This is a genomic window from Streptomyces sp. NPDC085596, from assembly GCF_044541565.1.
Lineage (GTDB): Bacteria > Actinomycetota > Actinomycetes > Streptomycetales > Streptomycetaceae > Streptomyces.
Genome location: NZ_JBITTC010000007.1, coordinates 254,169 through 270,625, shown reverse-complemented (window position 1 = coordinate 270,625; position 16,457 = coordinate 254,169). Strand labels below are relative to the sequence as shown.

The window sequence follows — 16,457 nt, the reverse complement described above, 5'->3', positions numbered from 1 at the left end:
AAGTCTGTGGACTTGAACCAGTGCGCCAGGGGAGATCATGGGCAAGGTCTACAAGAGCCCGACGGCGTTCCGGTCCGCCTTGAAGCAGGCGACGGTCACCATGTCGAAGCAGACCGGCATGAGCATCGCCGACCTCACGAAGATTTTCTACTTCAACCGCCTCGCGGCGCGTGTCTTCACCAAGGAGCCCGACGGCTGGCTCATCAAGGGTGGGCAGGCCCTGCTGGTCCGCTATCGCGGCGCCGCCCGTCTCAGCCAGGACATCGACCTCCAGAGCGCATATCCGGACCGCACCGCTGACGAAGCACGTCAACTGGTGGTGGAGGCCGCCTGACTGGACCTCGGCGACTACCTTCGCTACGTCCCCGGCAAGTTCGAGAACCACAGCGACGAAGGCCGCGGCGGTGCCCAGTACTTCCGGGTTTTCCTCGGTACAGCCATGGTCGACACCGTCAAGGTCGATCTGGTGGTCGGCCGCACTCTGTCCGGTGTCCCCGAGGTCCGCACGCTGAGGTCCGCCGTAGACATCGAATGGCCCGTGGACTGGCCCGAGGTCCGCCTCTACCCCGTCATCGACCACATCGCAGACAAGGTCTACGCCATGTACGAACGGCACGGGCGGAACGGGGAGTTCAGCTCCAGCCGCTACCGCGATCTGGCCGACGTCCTGCTCATCAGCCAGCAGGAAGCGGTCCCCGCCCACGTCACCCAGGCCCTGCACCGTGAAGCGGAGCGCAGGCGTATGAACGGGACGCACGTAGTACTCCCGGCCGGCTTTCAAGCGCCGGGACCCGACTGGCACGGCGGCTACCCCAAGCAGGCCGCACTGGTCGTCGGCCTTCAGGGCTGTCGCACCTACGCGGAAGCAGTGGAAGCCGCCGCCGTCTTCATTGATCCCATGCTCGACGAGACAGCGCAGGGCGCCTGGAATCCGCGTAGCGCCGCCTGGGTGTAGAGGTGGACGAGCCGGAGATGGGCGCTGTTTCAGTAGCGGCGGACGGGCCAGTGAGGTTTTTCCCAGCGGGTGGGGGTGGGGAGGGCTGCCAGGCGTATGCGGTGAAGGAGGTCTTCGGGGGCGTTGTGGGCTCGTAGGCGAGCCGGGGCGTATCGGGAAAGCCAGGCGGCGAGTTCGGTGCGTAGGGCGTCCTCGTCGTGCCAGGTGTGCCAGGGAAGTTCGTCGCCCAGGAGGGCGTACTCCCAGTGGGCTGCCGCTTCGGCCAGGTGTCGGTCGGCCGTGTGGTGGTCGAGTGCCTCCCAGGCCGCGAGCCACGGGGTGAGCGTGGCGGACGCCTCCGCGCACAGCGCGAGAAGGTCGTGGACCGGGATCACCGGAGCCGATGAGGTGAGGCTGTGGGCCCACCAGGCGTGCAGGAACTCCCACACCGACGCGCGCTGGTACGTGGGCCACTGCTGCCAGCCGCCTCTGGCGAACGACCGCCCGACCTCGGCCGTATCGAACAGGGGCCCCGCTGCTCCGCTGACCAGCGCCGGTGTCCGCCGGCCGAAGATCGCGACCCTACCGGGTCATGCGAGGGTCCCGCGCGAGTGCGGTCGCGAGGGTCGTTGCTCATGAGGCCCTCGCCGGGGGCGTCACACGGATGCCAACGGGTGCTTGCGGGCGGACATGGCGGCCCGGATCTCCTCCGCGCGGGCGCGCACGGTGGGGGCGGGCAGGGGTGCTGGGGTCTGCCCCGGCGTCTGTTCACCCCGGCAGGCGCGGCACATGCCTCCCGGTAGCGCCTCGGGGCGGCCCAGCAGGCCGCAGTTCGCGCATTCCAGCGTGCGGCGGGGTGGGGTGGGGGCCGGTTCCGGGGGGAGTTTGTCGGTCAGGCGACGGCGGACCAGGGCCGCTGGGTGGTGGATCGGGGTGGGGAGGCCGTCGGTCAGGGCGCGGAGGATGGCGTCGTCGGTGGCGCCTCGGGTGAACCACTCCGTCAGGAGCGGGGCCAGGTTGGCGCAGTCGGCGGCTGAGAGGGACAGGGACGGGGTCTTGCGGCCCAGGGCGGCCAGCAGGATGTGGGCTCGGGAACGGGTCTGCTTCGGTGGCGGGTCCGGGGCGTCGCCTCGGGCGAACGAGGCCCACCAGGCGTCGTCGCGGGCGGTTCGGGAGAACCACGATCGGGTGATCCAGCGGGTGCCGCCAGCCTCCGAGTCCAGGCGTTCCCTGCCTCGCCTCAAGTGGCCCGCGTTTTGGAGCCGGTTGAGGGCCGTACGTAGGGCGCACTGGCCGTACGGGAGCGTCTTGGCCAGGGTCTTCACCGAGATGTCGGCGCCTTCGGGGAGGCGGTCGATGTACGCGGCGATGGCCGCCTCGCGGGGCGGGAGGTGAGTGAAGTCGTGCTTCGTGCGCTGGAGTTGGTCCGGTGTGGAGCGCTTGCCGTAGCCGGGATTGGCCATCGGGTGCGGGGACGCGTGCGCTTGCAGAGGGGCAGAGCTAAGCTTGGCTTCAGCCACGGGATCGCTGTTTCCGATCTTGTAGGTCAAGCCCCCGCAGGTGTTGGTAGCGCCTGGCGGGGGCTGTTTGCTTATGCGGGCACGCTAGGGCCTCGTGACCTTCCGTGGCAAGTCGGTCGCTCCCGGTCAAGTCGCAGGGTGGGAGGGTGGGTTGAAACCCTCCAACCAATCCTTCCTAAGAGGGCTCGGGGCTCGCCGCTTGAGCCTCGGGGGTGAGTAGGGCGAGGGCTGCCCGGCGGTACACCGCGTACACCGTGGGGAGTTCGGCGAGGTGGGCGCGTTCGTCGGGGGCGTGGAGGTTCTCGTACGGGACGCCGAAGCCCGCGGTGGCCGGGATGCCTACGGCTGCCAGCATGTTGCCGATGTTGGAGGGGCCCGCGGTCTTGGGGCTCACGGTCAGGCCCGACTCCGCGGCGGCGTTCAGCAGGGCGGCGGCGGGCTGGTCGTCCTCGGTGAGGCGGAACGAGGGCCAGGACGCGACCGGAGTGACCTCGGTGGGGGCGGATGTCTCCTGGGTGAGGGCGGCGATGGCTTGTTGGGCGAGTGCCTCGGCGTCCTCGGCCGTGAAGTCGGGAGTCGTGCGGATGTCCACGTTCAGGTCCACGCGGTCCGGGGTCACGGAGAAGCCCTCTCCACCGTGGAACGCGGTCACCGTCAGCTTCGGTGGCAGTGGGAAGTCGCCTTGAGGGGTAGGTAGTTCGCTGTCTTCCAAGAGGCGTACGAGGTGTGCGGCGCGGGAGATCGCGCCGGTTACGGCCCTGCTGGAGCCGGAGTGGCCGGACGGAGCCCGCACCGTGATCGTCGCCCGCCACAGGCCCCGGCCGCCCACCACCACCTCGTTCATGCCGGGGTAGCCGATCAGCACCCCCGCCGGGCGGGCTGCGTAGGGGTCGGCCAGGTAGGCGCGGGCGCCGCCGAAACGGCCGGTGTGCTCGTCCACGTCCAGCAGTACCGCGAGCCCGCCGTGCAGCGAGTCCGCGCGCGGCGCGAGGTCGGCCGCGATGTGGCAGAACATCGACGCGGCCAACTTGGAGTCCGCCGCGCCCCGTCCCAGCAGCCAGCCGTCCACGATGTCACCAGAGGCCGGCGGGAAGGACCACATGGACTCGTCGCCAAAGGGTGCTGTGTCCACGCACGCGTCCAGCGTCCACCACGGGCCTGGCCGGCCGCCCGCGATCTCCACCAGCAGGGCTACGGCTGCACCCGCCTCGTCGTGCAGTCGCCGGTGCGGGAGGGATCGGGCGGCCAGCCAGTCTTCCAGTACGGCCAGTACTGGCCCGTAGCCGTCGATCCCGGCCCGGCTGGGGCACCGGACCAGGGCCTGGGCCAACTCCGTGATGGACTGGGGGTTGAGGTCGTCAGCCAACCTTGAGGTTCTCCACGAACGTCGCCCACGCCTCCGGCCGGAACGCGAGCTTCGGGCCGTGCGGCGCTTTGGAGTCGCGGACGGGGATGTGGGTGGGGTGGGCGTCGGCTACTTCCAGGCAGTCGCTGCCGTCACCTTGGCTGTAGGTGGACTTGCGCCACGTGGTCTTCATGTAGGAGATCGTGTGCCCTCCAGCGAGCTGGGACCAGTGGGCAATCGGTCAGGCGTGCTTGAGGTTCTCCACGAACGTCGACCACGCCTCCGGCCGGAACGCGAGCTTCGGGCCGAGGGGGGTCTTGGAGTCGCGGACCGGAATGAGGGCGGGGTGGGCGTCGGTTACCTCCAGGCAGTTACCGCCGCTGCCGCCGCTGTACGTCGACTTGCGCCAGGTAGCGGGGTCCGGGCCGGGCTCAGGGGTGTTTCTCATGCGCGTAATCCTGTGCCACCGCATCAAGTAGAACAAGGGACTTGGCTGGTGAGAGGGCACAGGCCGCGAGCAACTCGAAGGTGCGCTGGCGATGCCTGACGGTAGAGGGGTCGTCCTCCAGCCGTCCGGTGCCCACCCCCTCAAAGTAGACCAATGGCGGAGCGTCCACGAAGTCCATAAGCCTGATGGGGCCCTCCATCGCGGTGTGTGCACCGGCCTCGAACGGCAGGACCTGCACGATCGCCCGATGCCGCCGGGCCACGTCGGCCAGATGGCGCACGGCCTCCGCCATCACCGGCCGTCCACCCGTCACGCGACGTAGAGCCGCCTCGTCCAATACAACCCACAACACCAGCTCTGTTGGATCGTCGAGGAGGGCCGCTCGGGCCATACGAACCGACACCAGTTCATCGAGCTGCCGCTCAGGCTCCGTTGGGCGGTAGGCGCGGAACACGGCTCGTGCGTACTCCGGGGTCTGGAGTAGTCCGGGGATGAGCAAGGGTGAGTACTCCCTGATCGCCGTGGCCTGTACCTCCACTTCCGCCGCCTCCGCGAAGTGCTCCGGATACTTGGACTTCGCCGCCGCCCCACAGTTGCGCGTGAAGAAATCCCCCGTATCCAGCGCCTCGTCCAGCATGCGCGCGTACTCCGGCTGCATCCGGCGCGTCCCGGCCTCCAGTTGGCCGATGAACGATCCGCTCACGAACAAGAGCTGGCCCAACTGGTCCTGGCTCAACCCCATCCGCTCCCGCGCATGGCGCAACTCCGCCCCGATCATCGCTCGCGGTGATGACGACGGGTCGAGGTCCTTCGGTCCTGGCATCGCGGCTCCTGTCCTACAGGCGAGGTTGTTGGCACTGCCTCTCTGGCCAGGCTAGAAGCGTCGCCGCCACTCTGTGTGCAGAACAACAACACTCAGCGTGGAGGAACTGACATGACGGATACGGCTGACGAAGCGGTCGAGCGGCTCCGCGCCGCCCTGCGCGACGCGGGCATCGTGCTGCCCTCGCTGCGCGTCGACCCCGTGACCGAGGTCTACGGCGGGCGCAACACCCTTGTCGACCTCGGCAGTTGCAACCTCGACGTCGCCTCCCGCCTCGCCGCCGCGCTCACGGAGCGGGGCGAGTGAGGGAGGGGGACGCCCCAGCCGTCGGCGCGTACGCGCAGGACGCGCGGGACGGTCGGCTCGGGGAGGTCATGGGCCGGGTCGGCGGTCGCGTCCAGTTACGGCCCCTCGGCGGCGGCCGGGAGTGGGACGTACCGCCGGAGCACCTCGGCGAAGCCGCCCCCGCCGACGTACTCCGCGAGCGCGTCCGGCTGCTGAACCGGGACGCCCGGCGGCGGGTCGAGCTGGGCTGAGAGCGGCGCGCGTGGCCGGGGTCACACTCGCCCGTTCCAGTGGGACGGAATGCAGAGCCGCGTGGACCAGTTGTTTCACTAGGTGCACCATTGCGTGCTCACATACCAGCCGGTCTATACGACACCGTTCTCCCGAGGAGCCCCCACGTGACCGCACCGACGTCCGCCGCCTCCCGCGCGGCCCAGCTCCTGTCCCGCCCGATCACCCTCAACGGCCTGACCGTGCCGAACCGGATCGCGATGGCGCCGATGACCCGGATGTTCTCGCCGGGCGGCATCCCCGGTGCGGACGTGGCGTCGTACTACTCCCGCCGTGCCGCGAACGGTGTCGGCCTGATCGTCACCGAGGGTACGTACGTCGGGCACGACTCGGCCGGTCAGAGCGACAGCGTGCCGCGTTTCCACGGTGAGGAGCAGCTCGCGGGCTGGGCGAAGGTCGCGCAGGACGTGCACGCGGCGGGCGGCACGATCGTCCCGCAGCTGTGGCACATCGGCATGGTCCGCCGCGAGGGTGAGCCGCCGTTCGCGGAGGCTCCCGCCGTGGGGCCGTCCGGCATCCACAAGGAGGGCGCCGAGCCCAAGGGCAAGGCCATGACGCAGTCCGACGTGGACGACGTCATCGGCGCCTTCGCGCAGGCCGCCGCCGACGCCGAGCGCATCGGGTTCGACGGTGTCGAGCTCCACGGCGCGCACGGCTACCTGCTGGACCAGTTCCTGTGGGAGGGCACCAACCGCCGCACCGACGCCTACGGTGGCGACCCGGTCGCCCGCGCCCAGTTCTCGGCGGAGATCGTCGCGGCCGTGCGCGAGCGGGTGTCGGCCGAGTTCCCCGTCATCTTCCGCTACTCGCAGTGGAAGCAGCAGGACTACACCGCGCGCCTCGCCGAGACCCCGGAGGAGCTGGAGGCGATCCTCGCGCCGCTGTCCGCCGCCGGTGTCGACGTCTTCCACGCCTCCACCCGCCGCTACTGGGAGCCCGAGTTCGACGGCTCCGACCTCAACCTGGCCGGCTGGACCAAGAAGATCACCGGCAAGCCCGTCATCACCGTCGGCTCGGTCGGCCTGGACGGCGACTTCATGGGCGCGTTCCAGGGCGAGGGCTCCGCGGTCAAGGGCATCGAGGACCTCCTCGACGGCCTGGAGCGCGAGGAGTACGACATGGTCGCCATCGGCCGCGCCCTGCTCCAGGACCCGGAGTGGGCGGCCAAGGTGCTCGCCGGCCGGTCCGACGAGCTGAAGGCGTACGACGCTGCCGCGCTGGGCTCTCTCAGCTGAGGCTCTTCTGTGAGGCGCCGGGTGGGTGAACTCCCGCCCGGCGCCTTTGTGTTGCCCTCGGGCTTCAGCTCTCCGGGTCCACCGCGGTCAGCCGTACCGTGCCGTCCTCCGACACCGACCAGCCGGGGTTGTGGCAGATCTCCCAGCGGTGGCCGTCCGGGTCGGTGAAGTAGGCGTGGTAGCCGCCGAAGGCCGCCCGCTGGGGCTCCTTGAGGACGTTCGCCTCGGCCTCGCGGGCGCGGGCCACGGCCGCGTCGACCTCGGCGGGGGAGCCGAGGTTCTGGGCGAGGGTGAAGGGGGTGCCGGGGGTGGCCGGGGCGCCGGTGTCGGCGGCCAGGTCGGACAGGGGGAAGAGGGCCAGGGCCAGGCCCTTGCCGACCTGGTAGAAGACGATCTCGTCCAGGTCGAGCAGCGGGGTCCAGCCGAGGCCCTCGCTGTAGAAGCGGCGGCTTTCCGCCAGATCCCCGACGCCCAGGGTGACAATGCTGACCTGCTGATCCATGTTTCTCCGCCTCCGGTCTGCCTACAGGTTTCCCATGGGTTCGATGTCGACCTGTGCGGGTGTGCCCCACACCCGCAGCACCTCGTAGTCGGTGAACTCGTGGACCAGGCGGTACGCCATCGCCGGGCGCGAGCCCCGGCGGGCGGCGGCGAGGTATGCCTCCGCCTCGTGGCGGTCCCGGCGCGGGGTGCCGCAGAGCTGCCACTCGCGGCCGTTCCACGCTTCAGGGAGCCAGCGCTGCTGAGGCTGGGGGCGGTCGGCGCGGACGCCGTAGCGGGAGGGGGAGGTCGCGGGGGCCTCCGGGCCCCGGCCCTGGCCGCCGTACTCGGCGCGGCGGGCGGCCCTCCTGCGGGTCTCGCACAGCAGGCAGAGGTCCTGCGCGCTCTCGTCCACCGGGCCCTGCGGGTGCTCCGGGCAGCGGGTGGTGGGGACGCCGGCCGTGACGCTCTCGTCCAGCAGGTCCAGCGCGCGGCGCAGATCGGCCTTGACCTCGTGCAGCCGGGAGTCCGGGGAATCGGCGGTCAGCGCCTCACCGTGCTCCCCGACGAGCCGGAGAGCACGGCCGAGCGCGGTGAGCTGGGCGTGATTCATGCGTCCAGCTTCTCACCCGCGCGAGTGCGGGCGGGTGGGGACGGAATGCGCGAGGATCTGTCCGGGTCCGCCCGCGCGGGCCGCCGTACGCTTCCCCGACCCCGGAGGGCCCGCCCGTGAGGATCAATCTGGCCAGTGTCTTCGTCGACGACCAGGAGAAGGCGCTGCGCTTCTACACCGAGGTGCTGGGCTTCGTGAAGAAGGCCGACGTGCCGCTCGGCGAGTACCGGTGGCTGACCGTGGTCTCGCCCGAGCAGCCCGGCGGCACCGAACTGCTGCTGGAGCCGGACGCCCACCCCGCGGCCAAGCCGTACACGTCCGCCCTGCACGGCGACGGCATTCCGGCCACCGCCTTCGCCGTGGACGATGTGCGCGCCGAGTACGACCGGCTGCGCGCGCTCGGGGTGCGCTTCACCCTGGAGCCGGTGGAGGCGGGGCCGGTCACCATCGCGGTACTGGACGACACCTGCGGCAATCTGATCCAGCTCGCCCAGTACGCCTAACCGTGGTGCAGCAGGCTCCCCTTCCCGCAGGCGGGGGCCTGCTCGGCGAGCGGCAGCGGGGAGACCGCCTTGACCACGGGGGCCACGGCCAGGTCCGCCGCGCAGCGGGTCGTGTCCTCGGCCGTCCAGTGGTCGTCGGCGGCGGCGTGGGCGGGGGCGGCCAGCGCGGCGGACGAGGCGGCGACGGCGAGCGTGGCGAACAGCAGCTTCTTCATGTCAGGGGCAACGAGGGGGAGGGGCGGGCGTCACGATGCCGGAGTTCATTCGGCGGGCAGAGGCGTCGTACCTCTCGGGAAGCCGAAGGCGAGGGTCGCGGCGAAGCCCACCGCGTAGGCCGTCAGGAGGCCGCCGCCGTAGATGGCGATGGCCGGGGCGGGGCCCTGGTTGCCGGTGAGGAGGGGGAAGAGGGCCCAGCCGGAGGGGCCGATGGCGGTGGCGCCGACCTTCTGGCCGAGCATGGCGAAGAAGCCGACGAACGCGCCGCCCGCCGCCCCGCCCACGCAGGCGGTGATGAAGGGGCGGCCGAGGGGGAGTGAGACGCCGTAGATCAGGGGCTCGCCCACGCCCAGCAGGCCCGCCGGGAGCGCCGAGCGGATCGTGGTGCGCAGGGTGGTGTCGTGGCGCAGGCGTACGTACACCGCGAGCGCGCCGCCGACCTGGCCCGCGCCCGCCATGGCCAGCAGGGGGAGCAGCACGGTGTAGCCCTGCTGCTCGATGAGCGTGGTGTGGATGGGGATCAGGGCCTGGTGCAGGCCCAGCATGACCAGGGGGAGGAAGAGGCCGCCGAGGAGCAGGCCCGCGAACGCGCCGGTGGTGGTGAGCAGCCAGTTCGCGCCGGTGCCGATCGCGGTGGCGACGGCTCCGGCCGCGTACATCAGGCCGTACAGCGTGGCCAGGCCCGCGACCAGGACGGTCACGGTCGGGGTGAGCAGGACGTCCAGCGCGCCCGGCAGGCGGCCCCTGCACCACTTCTCGACCCGCGTCGCCAGCAGGGCGGCCACCAGCGCGCCGAGGACACCGCCCTGGCCGGGGGAGAGGTGCACGCCGAACGCGGTCACCTTCGCCACGCCCGGATAGACGACGACCGCGGCGACGGCACCGCCCAGGATCGGAGTCCCGCCGAACTCCTTCGCGGTCTGGTAGCCGACGAACACCGCGATCAGGGCCATGAAGCCGGAGGCGATGGCCGCCAGGGCGGGGGTGAGGCCGGGGAGCCAACCGGCGTTCGTGAGCAGCCCGTTGACCCCGGCGATGATGCCGCAGCCGATGAGGGCGGGGATGAGGGGGACGAAGACGTTGGCGACTCGGCGGAGTGCGGCTGCGACAGGGCCCTTCTTCGGGGCGCGGGCTTCTGCCGGCGGGGGAGCGGCCGCCGGGCCGGTGGCCGAGGGTCCCGTACCCATCCCCGCTTCGACGGCGCCCGCCCCCGCCCGTACGCCCCCGGCGCGCGCCGCCGTCGCGAGCTGCCGCTCCACCTCCGCCGTGACCTCCCCGACCACCCCCGGTCCCAGGACGACCTGGAGCGACGGCGTCCCCGCCCCGATCACCCCGAGCACGCCGGGCAGCGCCCGCAGCGACTCCTCGTCCACCGCGGCCGGGTCGGTCAGGGTGAGGCGGAGGCGGGTGAGGCAGTGGGTGACATGGGTGATGTTGGCGGGGCCGCCCGTGAGGGCGAGCACGTCGGAGGCGGTGGCGGAGTCGTTGCGCACCCTCCGAGCGTGCGCGCCGGAGGGCCGGGGCCGCCGGTGCGGCGCGCGGGACTCCTCCGTAAGGAGGGCGGCCGTACGCGTGCCCGGCCTACGGCCGCGCGTCCGCGAGGGGCACCCGCAGGCGGCCGTGCGTGTTGGTCCGCTCACGGTCGTGCGTTCGCGGGGGCTCCTGGCCGGCCTGACGTCGGACTCCTCCAGCAGCCGGGCGGCCGTACGCCTTGCCCCGCCTACGCCCGCGCGTTCGCCAAAGCCGTCCGCAGCCGGCCCCCGGACTCCTCCAGCAGCCGGGTCGCCGTGGGACCGTCCACCCCGGCCAGGAGGATCAGGATCGCGGTCTTCACCTCGCCGTCCGCCTCGGTCAGGGCCCGCTCGATCTCCGCGTCCTCCGCGCCCGTCGCCTGCGCCACGATGCGCCGGGAACGCGCCCGGAGCTTGGCGTTGGAGGCGCGGACGTCGACCATCAGGTTCCCGTACGTCTTGCCGAGGCGGATCATCGTGATCGTCGACAGCATGTTCAGCACCAGCTTCTGCGCCGTGCCCGCCTTCAGCCGGGTCGAGCCGGTGAGCAGCTCGGGGCCGACGACCACCTCGATACCGTGCTCGGCGGCGGCCGCCAGGGCGCTGTTCGCGTTGCAGGACAGGCCCACCGTGAGGGCTCCGGCCGCGCGGGCGTGCTCGACCGCGCCGACCGCGTACGGGGTACGCCCGGACGCGGAGACGCCGACCACCGAGTCCTCCGGGGTCAGCTTCAGCGCGTCCAGGTCGGCGCGGGCCAGCTCGGTGGAGTCCTCGGCGCCCTCCACGGAGTTCACCATCGCGCCCGGTCCGCCCGCGATGAGGCCGACGACCTGGCCGGGGGCGGTGTTGAAGGTGGGCGGGCACTCGGAGGCGTCCAGCACGCCGAGCCGTCCGGCCGTACCGGCACCGGCGTAGATCAGCCGCCCGCCGCGCTCCATGCGGACGGCGATGGCGTCCACGGCGGCGGCGATCTCGGGCAGCCGGGCGGCGACGGCCGCGGGGACGCCGGTGTCCTCGCCGTTCATCAGCCGGGCGATGTCCAGGGTGGGCAACTGGTCGATCCCGGCCAGCTCCGGCCGGAACGCCTCGGTGGTCAGGGTGGCCAGCTCGCTCTGCAGGCGAAGTGAGTCGGTCATCTGGTGCGGCTCTTTCCGGTCGGGTCCGAACGAATCAAGCTAACGCGTCGCGCTCCGGTGCCGATGGGCCAGCGCCTCGTACGACGCGGCCAGAGCGGGGGCCGCGTTCTCGTACGTCCGCTGCGCCACGCCCACGAACAGGCAGTCCACCACGAGGAGTTGACTCGTACGGGAGGACATCGCGGCGGGCCGCAGCTCGCTCTCGCGGGAGGTGGCGGTGGTCAGCACGTGGTCGGCGTACTGGGTGACCGGCGAGTCGGGACGGCCGGTGATGGCGATGGTGGTGGCGCCGCGCTCGAAGGCGGTGCGCAGCGGTTCTATGACGTCGCCGGTCGAGCCCGAGTGGGTGATGGCGATGGCCACGTCACCCGCGCGGAGCTGCACCGCGTTGGTCACCGCGAGGTGCGGATCGCCCGGCGCGTGCGCGACCAGCCCGATCCGCAGCAGCTTCTGGGTGAGGTCCTGCGCGACCAGGCCGGACGCCCCGATCCCGTACACATCGGTACGGCGGGCAGTGGCCAGCGCGGTGACGGCCGCGCCGAGCTGGGCGGTGTCCAGTCCGGCGGCGGTGTCGGCGAGGGTCTGCTGCTCCTCGTAGGCCAGCTTGGCGACGACGTCGGTCAGCGGGTCGTCCACCGCGATGTCCGTGGTGATCGCGGGGGCGCTCCCGGACTCCTGCCGGGCCGCGAGCCCGGCGAGGGCGAGCCGCAGATCGCGGTAGCCGGGGTAACCGAGGATGCGGGCGGTGCGGACGACCGTGGCCTCGCTGGTGCCGGTCAGCTCCGCGAGCCCGGTGACCGTGAGGGCGGCGCAGCCCGCCGGGTCGCCGGCCACGGCCGCCGCGACGCGCTGCATGGACCGGGTCATGGACGGGGTGAGGGTGCGCACCTTGGCGGCGAGCGAGCCGCCGGGACTCCCGAAAGTTTCCTTCACGTCCTGGGTCACCCCTGAAAGATATTTCCGGTTCGGCAGGCGGGGCAAGAGTGCGCACAATGGGTGCATGGACGACGCCACAGATCCCGTCAGCCCGCTCGAACAGGCGTTGCACGCGGCCCGCGCGCTGGTGCTCGCCGACCTGATGGCGAGCGAGGTGGCCGAGGCGGACGTGGTCTCGCTGGTGGAGGAGTCGCTCGCGCAGCGCCGCTGGTGGGTCGAGCAGTGGCCCGAGGGCGCCGACTTCGTCGCCGGGCTGGTCGCGCAGGACGTACAGGACGCGCTGCTGGACCGGCAGGGCCGCTGGCCGCTGTGCCCGGCCTGCGCGACGGGCGACCCGCACGCGCTGGACGTGGAACCGGAACTCGGCCCCGACCCGCACTGGGTCTGCCACGAGGCGGGCGTGGACGTCGCCGCCGTCGGCTCCCTCGCCAAGGCGCTGGGCGGGAACACCCCCAAGTGACGGCCGCTTCCACGTGACCATCTACATCGACCCACCCACCTGGCCCGGCCACGGCCGCCTCTGGTCCCACCTGGTCAGCGACGTCTCGTACGCCGAGCTGCACCTCTTCGCGGCGGCCCTCGGCGTACCCCCGCGCGCCTTCGAACGCGACCACTACGACATCCCGGCCCACCGGTACGCGGACGCGGTGGCGGCGGGGGCGGTGGAGGTGCGGAGCCGGGAGGTGGTGCGGCTGTTGCATGGGGCGGGGTTGCGCAGGCGTAAGGGGCAGCGGGCCCAGGGAGCGTGATCACACGGCATCCACGTCGCCGCCTCCAGTGCGCCACACTGGGCGGAGGCGGCCGCCGCGGTCGCCCAACCCCTGCTGGACACCAGCCGGTTACGGGAGATCGTCGGTGTACTCACCTCCGCCTGACCCCACCGTCGAGACCGCGATGCGCGCCCACCACGAGCGCGCCGCACACGCCCTGGGCGCCGAGCTGGACCGCGAGCCCGGTGCCGAGTTCTGGGGCTGGGCCGGGCGCACCCTCGGTGCCCCCGCCCGCACCGCCACCGGCCGGCCGGCGTGGCTGCGCCTGGCCGCCGCCCCCGCCGACAAGGCCACCGGCAAACTCTGGGACGGCGCGGCCACCGCCGAACTCGCCCTCGGAGACCTCGGCGGCCGCCGCCCCGCCCTGCTCGGCCTGCACGACACCACCGAGGAAGGCACCGCCTACCGAGCGGAGCTGTCCGTCCGGATCGACGCCCCCGTACTGTCCGCCACGCCGGACCTGCGTCAGGACCTCGACCTGCCGGACACCTGGTGGAGCGACCTCACCCACACCCTCGACATGCTTGCCGACACCCCCACCGACCGCCTCGCCGTCCGCACCCAGTACATGGAACGGGCCATCCCCCGGTTCATCGGCATCCCCGCCCCCGCCGCGCTCCGCTGGACCACCGCCCACGCCGACCTGCACTGGGCCAACCTCACCGCCGCACCGCTGCACATCCTGGACTGGGAGGGCTGGGGGAACGCCCCGGCCGGATTCGACGCCGCCATGCTCTACGCCTATTCGCTGAGCCGTCCTGCCGTAGCCGCCCGTGTCCGCACCGCCTCCCCGATCCTCGGGGGCCGGGATGCCCTGGCCGCCGAGGCCACCGTGTGCGCCATGCTCCTCCAGACCGTGGACCGGGGCGACAACCCCGACCTCGCCGGTCCCCTGCGCGCCTGGGCCGCCGAGCTGCGCAGCAGGGCATCTGACCGGTCTCCGGTGGAACCCCCTTCTTGGTGAGCCGCAAGTTCCAGCGTCATCGACGGACGCGTGCTGTCCGGCGGGCGCGAGGGCCTGTTAGGGGGCGCTCCTCTCAATCGACCCGCCCACCTGGCCCGGCCACAGCCGCATGTGGTCCCATCAAGGGGGCCTAGGACCAGCGCCCGATGCGCGCCCCGGACGTGCTGTCTAGCGTGATCTCCATGCGAGCTACGGAGATCACGCGCCGCGACCCGGCGGAGCGCAGGCGCGACACCCTGGACCGGCTCGGCACGGAGCGCGACGTGTGGCTGTCCACCTCCCACCCCACCCACGGCCCGCACCAGGTGCCGCTGTGGTTCGCCTGGGATGGTGAGGCGCTCTGGATGTGCACAGGCGCAACTTCCGCGACCGCCCGCAATGTAGGCGAGGAGCCACGGGTACGCCTGTCGTTGCCGGACACCTTTGACGTGGTGCTGCTGCAAGGAGTGGCGGAGCTGCATCCGGCGGAGGAGGCACCGGCGGATGCCGCTGACGCGTTCATGGCCAAGTTCGGCTGGGACCCGCGCACGGAGGAGGCTGGCTACGTCTACCTCCGCGTCGAGCCGACGACGGTACGCGCCTGGCGGGGCGAGCGGGAGTTGCGCGGGCGGGTGATCATGCGGGACGGGGTGTGGGTGGGGTAGCCCGGGCGGAATCCCGCGGTCAGCCCGTGTACACGTACAGCCGCAGCCCGCTCTCCATGCCGTGTTCCTCGCGGGCCGTCTGTTCCTGTTCTGTGGCCGCGCGGTGGAAGCCGGCGCGGGCCAGGACGCGTTGGGAGGGGGTGTTGTCGGATTCGACGGTGGCGGTGACCGTGTGGACGTCGTCGCGGGACAGGGCCCAGGTGGTGAGGGCGCGGACGGCCTCCGTGGCGTAGCCGTGGCCGCGGGCCTCGGGGACGAGGTCGTAGCCGATCTCCACGCGGCCCTCGGTGTCCGGGGTGCCGTGGAAGCCGATGCCGCCGACCGCGAGGCCGTCCTCGTCGCGGACGAGGGTGAAGACGCCGAAGTCGGGGCGGTGGACGCCCGCTTCGTACGCCTTGACCATGAAGCCGGCCGCCTCGCGGGTGCCCTCGTAGGGGGCGCCGCCGAGCCAGGTGAGGCCGCCGTCGCCGCCCAGGCGGAGGTCGCGGGCGGCGGCCGGGCGCAGGCCGGTCAGGGTGAGACGGTCGGCGGGGAGCACGAGGTTGTTGTGCCAGCGCCAGCTGTCGACCTCCGGGCGGCCCGCCAGCTCGCCCCGGCCGGTCGCCCACAGCAGGGTCGGCCAGGCTTCCGGGCCGGGCTGGACGTGCGGGAAGAGCCAGGTCAGTACGGATTCGGCGAGGCCCTCGGCGGGCGCGTACTCCAGCCCGAGCCCCTGCGCCATGTCGTGGGTGTGCAGCAGCACCTCGGCCACGCCCATCGCGGCGAAGCCCTCGCGGTCGGCGCTGCGGAACGGGTACGGGTGGAAGGCGCGGACGTCGGGCGAGGCGGTGTTCACCGCGGCGGCGAGCAGAGCGCCGGTGGTCTCGATGACGTGCAGCAGGCCGTCGTTGCCGGTGCCGTCGTCCAGGCGCAGTTCGAAGGGGACGTAGGCGTCCCGCGCGTGTCCGGCGAGGTTGCCGGCGTAGGCGAGGAGGCATTCGGCGACGTGCACGGCGGTGGCGTGGCAGTCCCACTCCAGGCTTCCGGCGCGGACGGCGGTCCAGTCGCGGTCCACGGCCGCGCGCAGCGTCGTCACGCAGCCGCGCACGGCCTCGGTCACCTGGTCACCGCTCATCGCTCGCATACACGGAACCCTAGGGGTGTGCCCTGACTCAGAGCGACAGCATTTCCAGCTCTCCCGCGAGGTTCCAGCGAGCCGTCGCCTCCCAGTGCTCCGACCCGTAAGGGGTGTGGAACAGCCTTGGCAGGTCCAGGAGTTGACTCAGCACCGCAGAACGTCCCTCGTGGAAGGCATCGTTCGGCACGAAGTGGTACTCCTCGCGGATCTCGGCCGTGTACGCGGCGTACGCGGAGGGCGCCGAGGCGAGGATCGCCAGGTCGGCGTCGCACAGCACCTGGCCGTTCCGGTCGTCCTCGGCCGGGTCGTGGCCGACGGTGAGCCGGACCAGCCTGGCCACCTCCGCGACCTTCGCCTCCGGCACCCCGGCCTCGGTCAGCGCGCGCTCGGCCAGCCGCGCGGAGCGCTCCTCGTTCTCCGACCGTTCGGGCAGGTACACCGCGTCGTGGAACCAGGCCGCCAGCCGCACGAGGTCGGGGTCGTCGGCGTACTCCGCCAGCGCGTCGACCCGGTCGAGGACCGCCGTGAGGTGGGCGAGCGTGTGATAGCGCCGCTGCGGTTCCTCCCAGCGGGCGATCAGGTTGGCGGCGTACGGCGCCGGGTCCGGGCCCTCGCCCGGCGCGCGGGCGGCTTCGAGGGCGCGGGCGAAGCGGAGGCGCAAGGCATCTAGGTCGGCCATAGGGCCA

At 72.2% G+C, this 16,457-nt stretch carries 22 protein-coding genes and 1 pseudogene; 9 read left to right on the top strand and 14 right to left on the bottom strand.

The genetic code is table 11. The annotated features are described in order from the left end of the window. Positions 1-37 precede the first annotated feature (37 nt). A pseudogene (locus ACIGA3_RS21940) lies at positions 38-955 on the top strand (nucleotidyl transferase AbiEii/AbiGii toxin family protein). Between the two features lie 29 nt (positions 956-984). Here the strand turns inward: ACIGA3_RS21940 and ACIGA3_RS21935 are convergent. The 6 genes from ACIGA3_RS21935 to ACIGA3_RS21910 form a co-directional block, all read right to left on the bottom strand. After that, on the bottom strand, positions 985-1,383 hold the full coding sequence (locus tag ACIGA3_RS21935; RefSeq protein ID WP_399718180.1) for a hypothetical protein: 399 nt from the start codon (positions 1,381-1,383) through the stop codon (positions 985-987). A 207-nt stretch (positions 1,384-1,590) separates the two neighbouring features. Next, positions 1,591-2,397 (bottom strand): hypothetical protein, encoded by an 807-nt coding sequence (locus ACIGA3_RS21930; RefSeq protein WP_399718178.1) that lies wholly within the window; start codon positions 2,395-2,397, stop codon positions 1,591-1,593. Between the two features lie 232 nt (positions 2,398-2,629). Next, entirely contained in the window at positions 2,630-3,820 is a 1,191-nt protein-coding gene (locus tag ACIGA3_RS21925) for a M20 family metallopeptidase (RefSeq protein WP_399718176.1), read from the bottom strand. Beyond that, on the bottom strand, positions 3,813-3,992 hold the full coding sequence (locus ACIGA3_RS21920) for a DUF397 domain-containing protein (RefSeq protein WP_399718173.1): 180 nt from the start codon (positions 3,990-3,992) through the stop codon (positions 3,813-3,815). The genes ACIGA3_RS21925 and ACIGA3_RS21920 overlap by 8 nt, the downstream gene beginning before the upstream one ends. A 48-nt stretch (positions 3,993-4,040) precedes the next feature. Next, positions 4,041-4,247, bottom strand: coding sequence for a DUF397 domain-containing protein (locus tag ACIGA3_RS21915; protein ID WP_399718171.1), 207 nt, complete (start codon positions 4,245-4,247; stop codon positions 4,041-4,043). Beyond that, complete coding sequence (locus tag ACIGA3_RS21910; protein ID WP_399718168.1) at positions 4,231-5,070, bottom strand: helix-turn-helix domain-containing protein; 840 nt, start codon at positions 5,068-5,070, stop codon at positions 4,231-4,233. The genes ACIGA3_RS21915 and ACIGA3_RS21910 overlap by 17 nt, the downstream gene beginning before the upstream one ends. A 111-nt stretch (positions 5,071-5,181) precedes the next feature. Here ACIGA3_RS21910 and ACIGA3_RS21905 point away from each other — a divergent pair, with 111 nt between their 5' ends. The 3 genes from ACIGA3_RS21905 (at position 5,182) to ACIGA3_RS21895 (ending at position 6,881) form a co-directional block, all read left to right on the top strand. Further along, positions 5,182-5,376 carry a hypothetical protein gene (locus tag ACIGA3_RS21905; RefSeq protein ID WP_399718166.1) on the top strand — a complete coding sequence of 65 codons (195 nt, stop codon included), beginning with the start codon at positions 5,182-5,184 and terminating at the stop codon, positions 5,374-5,376. Next, a complete protein-coding gene (locus tag ACIGA3_RS21900) occupies positions 5,373-5,606 on the top strand; it encodes a hypothetical protein (RefSeq protein ID WP_399718163.1) in 234 nt (77 codons plus the stop codon). The genes ACIGA3_RS21905 and ACIGA3_RS21900 overlap by 4 nt, the downstream gene beginning before the upstream one ends. Before the next feature lie 147 nt (positions 5,607-5,753). Then, complete coding sequence (locus ACIGA3_RS21895; RefSeq protein ID WP_399718162.1) at positions 5,754-6,881, top strand: NADH:flavin oxidoreductase; 1,128 nt, start codon at positions 5,754-5,756, stop codon at positions 6,879-6,881. A gap of 64 nt (positions 6,882-6,945) precedes the next feature. Here the strand turns inward: ACIGA3_RS21895 and ACIGA3_RS21890 are convergent, their stop codons facing one another. Both ACIGA3_RS21890 and ACIGA3_RS21885 read right to left on the bottom strand, forming a co-directional pair. Beyond that, complete coding sequence (locus ACIGA3_RS21890; RefSeq protein ID WP_399718160.1) at positions 6,946-7,383, bottom strand: VOC family protein; 438 nt, start codon at positions 7,381-7,383, stop codon at positions 6,946-6,948. Between the two features lie 21 nt (positions 7,384-7,404). Next, complete coding sequence (locus ACIGA3_RS21885; RefSeq protein WP_399718159.1) at positions 7,405-7,974, bottom strand: hypothetical protein; 570 nt, start codon at positions 7,972-7,974, stop codon at positions 7,405-7,407. A gap of 116 nt (positions 7,975-8,090) precedes the next feature. On the opposite strand from ACIGA3_RS21885, the gene ACIGA3_RS21880 reads away from it, so the two are divergent. Next, on the top strand, positions 8,091-8,477 hold the full coding sequence (locus ACIGA3_RS21880) for a VOC family protein (RefSeq protein ID WP_399718156.1): 387 nt from the start codon (positions 8,091-8,093) through the stop codon (positions 8,475-8,477). Here ACIGA3_RS21880 and ACIGA3_RS21875 read toward each other — a convergent pair. From ACIGA3_RS21875 to ACIGA3_RS21860, 4 genes are all read right to left on the bottom strand, one after another. Then, the gene (locus ACIGA3_RS21875) at positions 8,474-8,692 is read right to left on the bottom strand and encodes a hypothetical protein (RefSeq protein ID WP_399718154.1); all 219 of its coding nucleotides are present in this window, start codon (positions 8,690-8,692) and stop codon (positions 8,474-8,476) included. The two genes, ACIGA3_RS21880 and ACIGA3_RS21875, sit on opposite strands and share 4 nt — an antisense overlap. 45 nt (positions 8,693-8,737) lie before the next feature. Continuing rightward, positions 8,738-10,186: a PTS transporter subunit EIIC gene (locus tag ACIGA3_RS21870; RefSeq protein WP_399718151.1), complete on the bottom strand. Its 1,449-nt coding sequence runs from the start codon at positions 10,184-10,186 to the stop codon at positions 8,738-8,740. 227 nt (positions 10,187-10,413) lie between these two features. Next, positions 10,414-11,340, bottom strand: a complete 927-nt coding sequence (gene murQ / locus ACIGA3_RS21865; RefSeq protein ID WP_399718149.1) for an N-acetylmuramic acid 6-phosphate etherase — start codon at positions 11,338-11,340, stop codon at positions 10,414-10,416. Positions 11,341-11,379: 39 nt separating this feature from the next. Beyond that, on the bottom strand, positions 11,380-12,285 hold the full coding sequence (locus ACIGA3_RS21860; protein ID WP_399718146.1) for a MurR/RpiR family transcriptional regulator: 906 nt from the start codon (positions 12,283-12,285) through the stop codon (positions 11,380-11,382). A gap of 55 nt (positions 12,286-12,340) precedes the next feature. Between ACIGA3_RS21860 and ACIGA3_RS21855 the strand changes: the two genes are divergently transcribed. The 4 genes from ACIGA3_RS21855 to ACIGA3_RS21840 all read left to right on the top strand — a co-directional run bounded on the left by ACIGA3_RS21855 (position 12,341) and on the right by ACIGA3_RS21840 (position 14,654). Beyond that, positions 12,341-12,736, top strand: a complete 396-nt coding sequence (locus ACIGA3_RS21855) for a hypothetical protein (RefSeq protein ID WP_399718143.1) — start codon at positions 12,341-12,343, stop codon at positions 12,734-12,736. Positions 12,737-12,749: 13 nt separating this feature from the next. After that, a complete protein-coding gene (locus tag ACIGA3_RS21850; protein ID WP_399718140.1) occupies positions 12,750-13,025 on the top strand; it encodes a DUF4031 domain-containing protein in 276 nt (91 codons plus the stop codon). 106 nt (positions 13,026-13,131) lie between these two features. Then, positions 13,132-14,010 (top strand): hypothetical protein, encoded by an 879-nt coding sequence (locus ACIGA3_RS21845; RefSeq protein ID WP_399718137.1) that lies wholly within the window; start codon positions 13,132-13,134, stop codon positions 14,008-14,010. Positions 14,011-14,192: 182 nt separating this feature from the next. Continuing rightward, a complete protein-coding gene (locus tag ACIGA3_RS21840) occupies positions 14,193-14,654 on the top strand; it encodes a pyridoxamine 5'-phosphate oxidase family protein (RefSeq protein ID WP_399718134.1) in 462 nt (153 codons plus the stop codon). Between the two features lie 19 nt (positions 14,655-14,673). On the opposite strand, the gene ACIGA3_RS21835 is transcribed toward ACIGA3_RS21840, so the two are convergent. After that, positions 14,674-15,777 carry a GNAT family N-acetyltransferase gene (locus ACIGA3_RS21835; RefSeq protein ID WP_399718131.1) on the bottom strand — a complete coding sequence of 368 codons (1,104 nt, stop codon included), beginning with the start codon at positions 15,775-15,777 and terminating at the stop codon, positions 14,674-14,676. Between the two features lie 28 nt (positions 15,778-15,805). Next, positions 15,806-16,450 (bottom strand): HD domain-containing protein, encoded by a 645-nt coding sequence (locus tag ACIGA3_RS21830; protein ID WP_399718128.1) that lies wholly within the window; start codon positions 16,448-16,450, stop codon positions 15,806-15,808. Between the last annotated feature and the right edge of the window lie 7 nt (positions 16,451-16,457).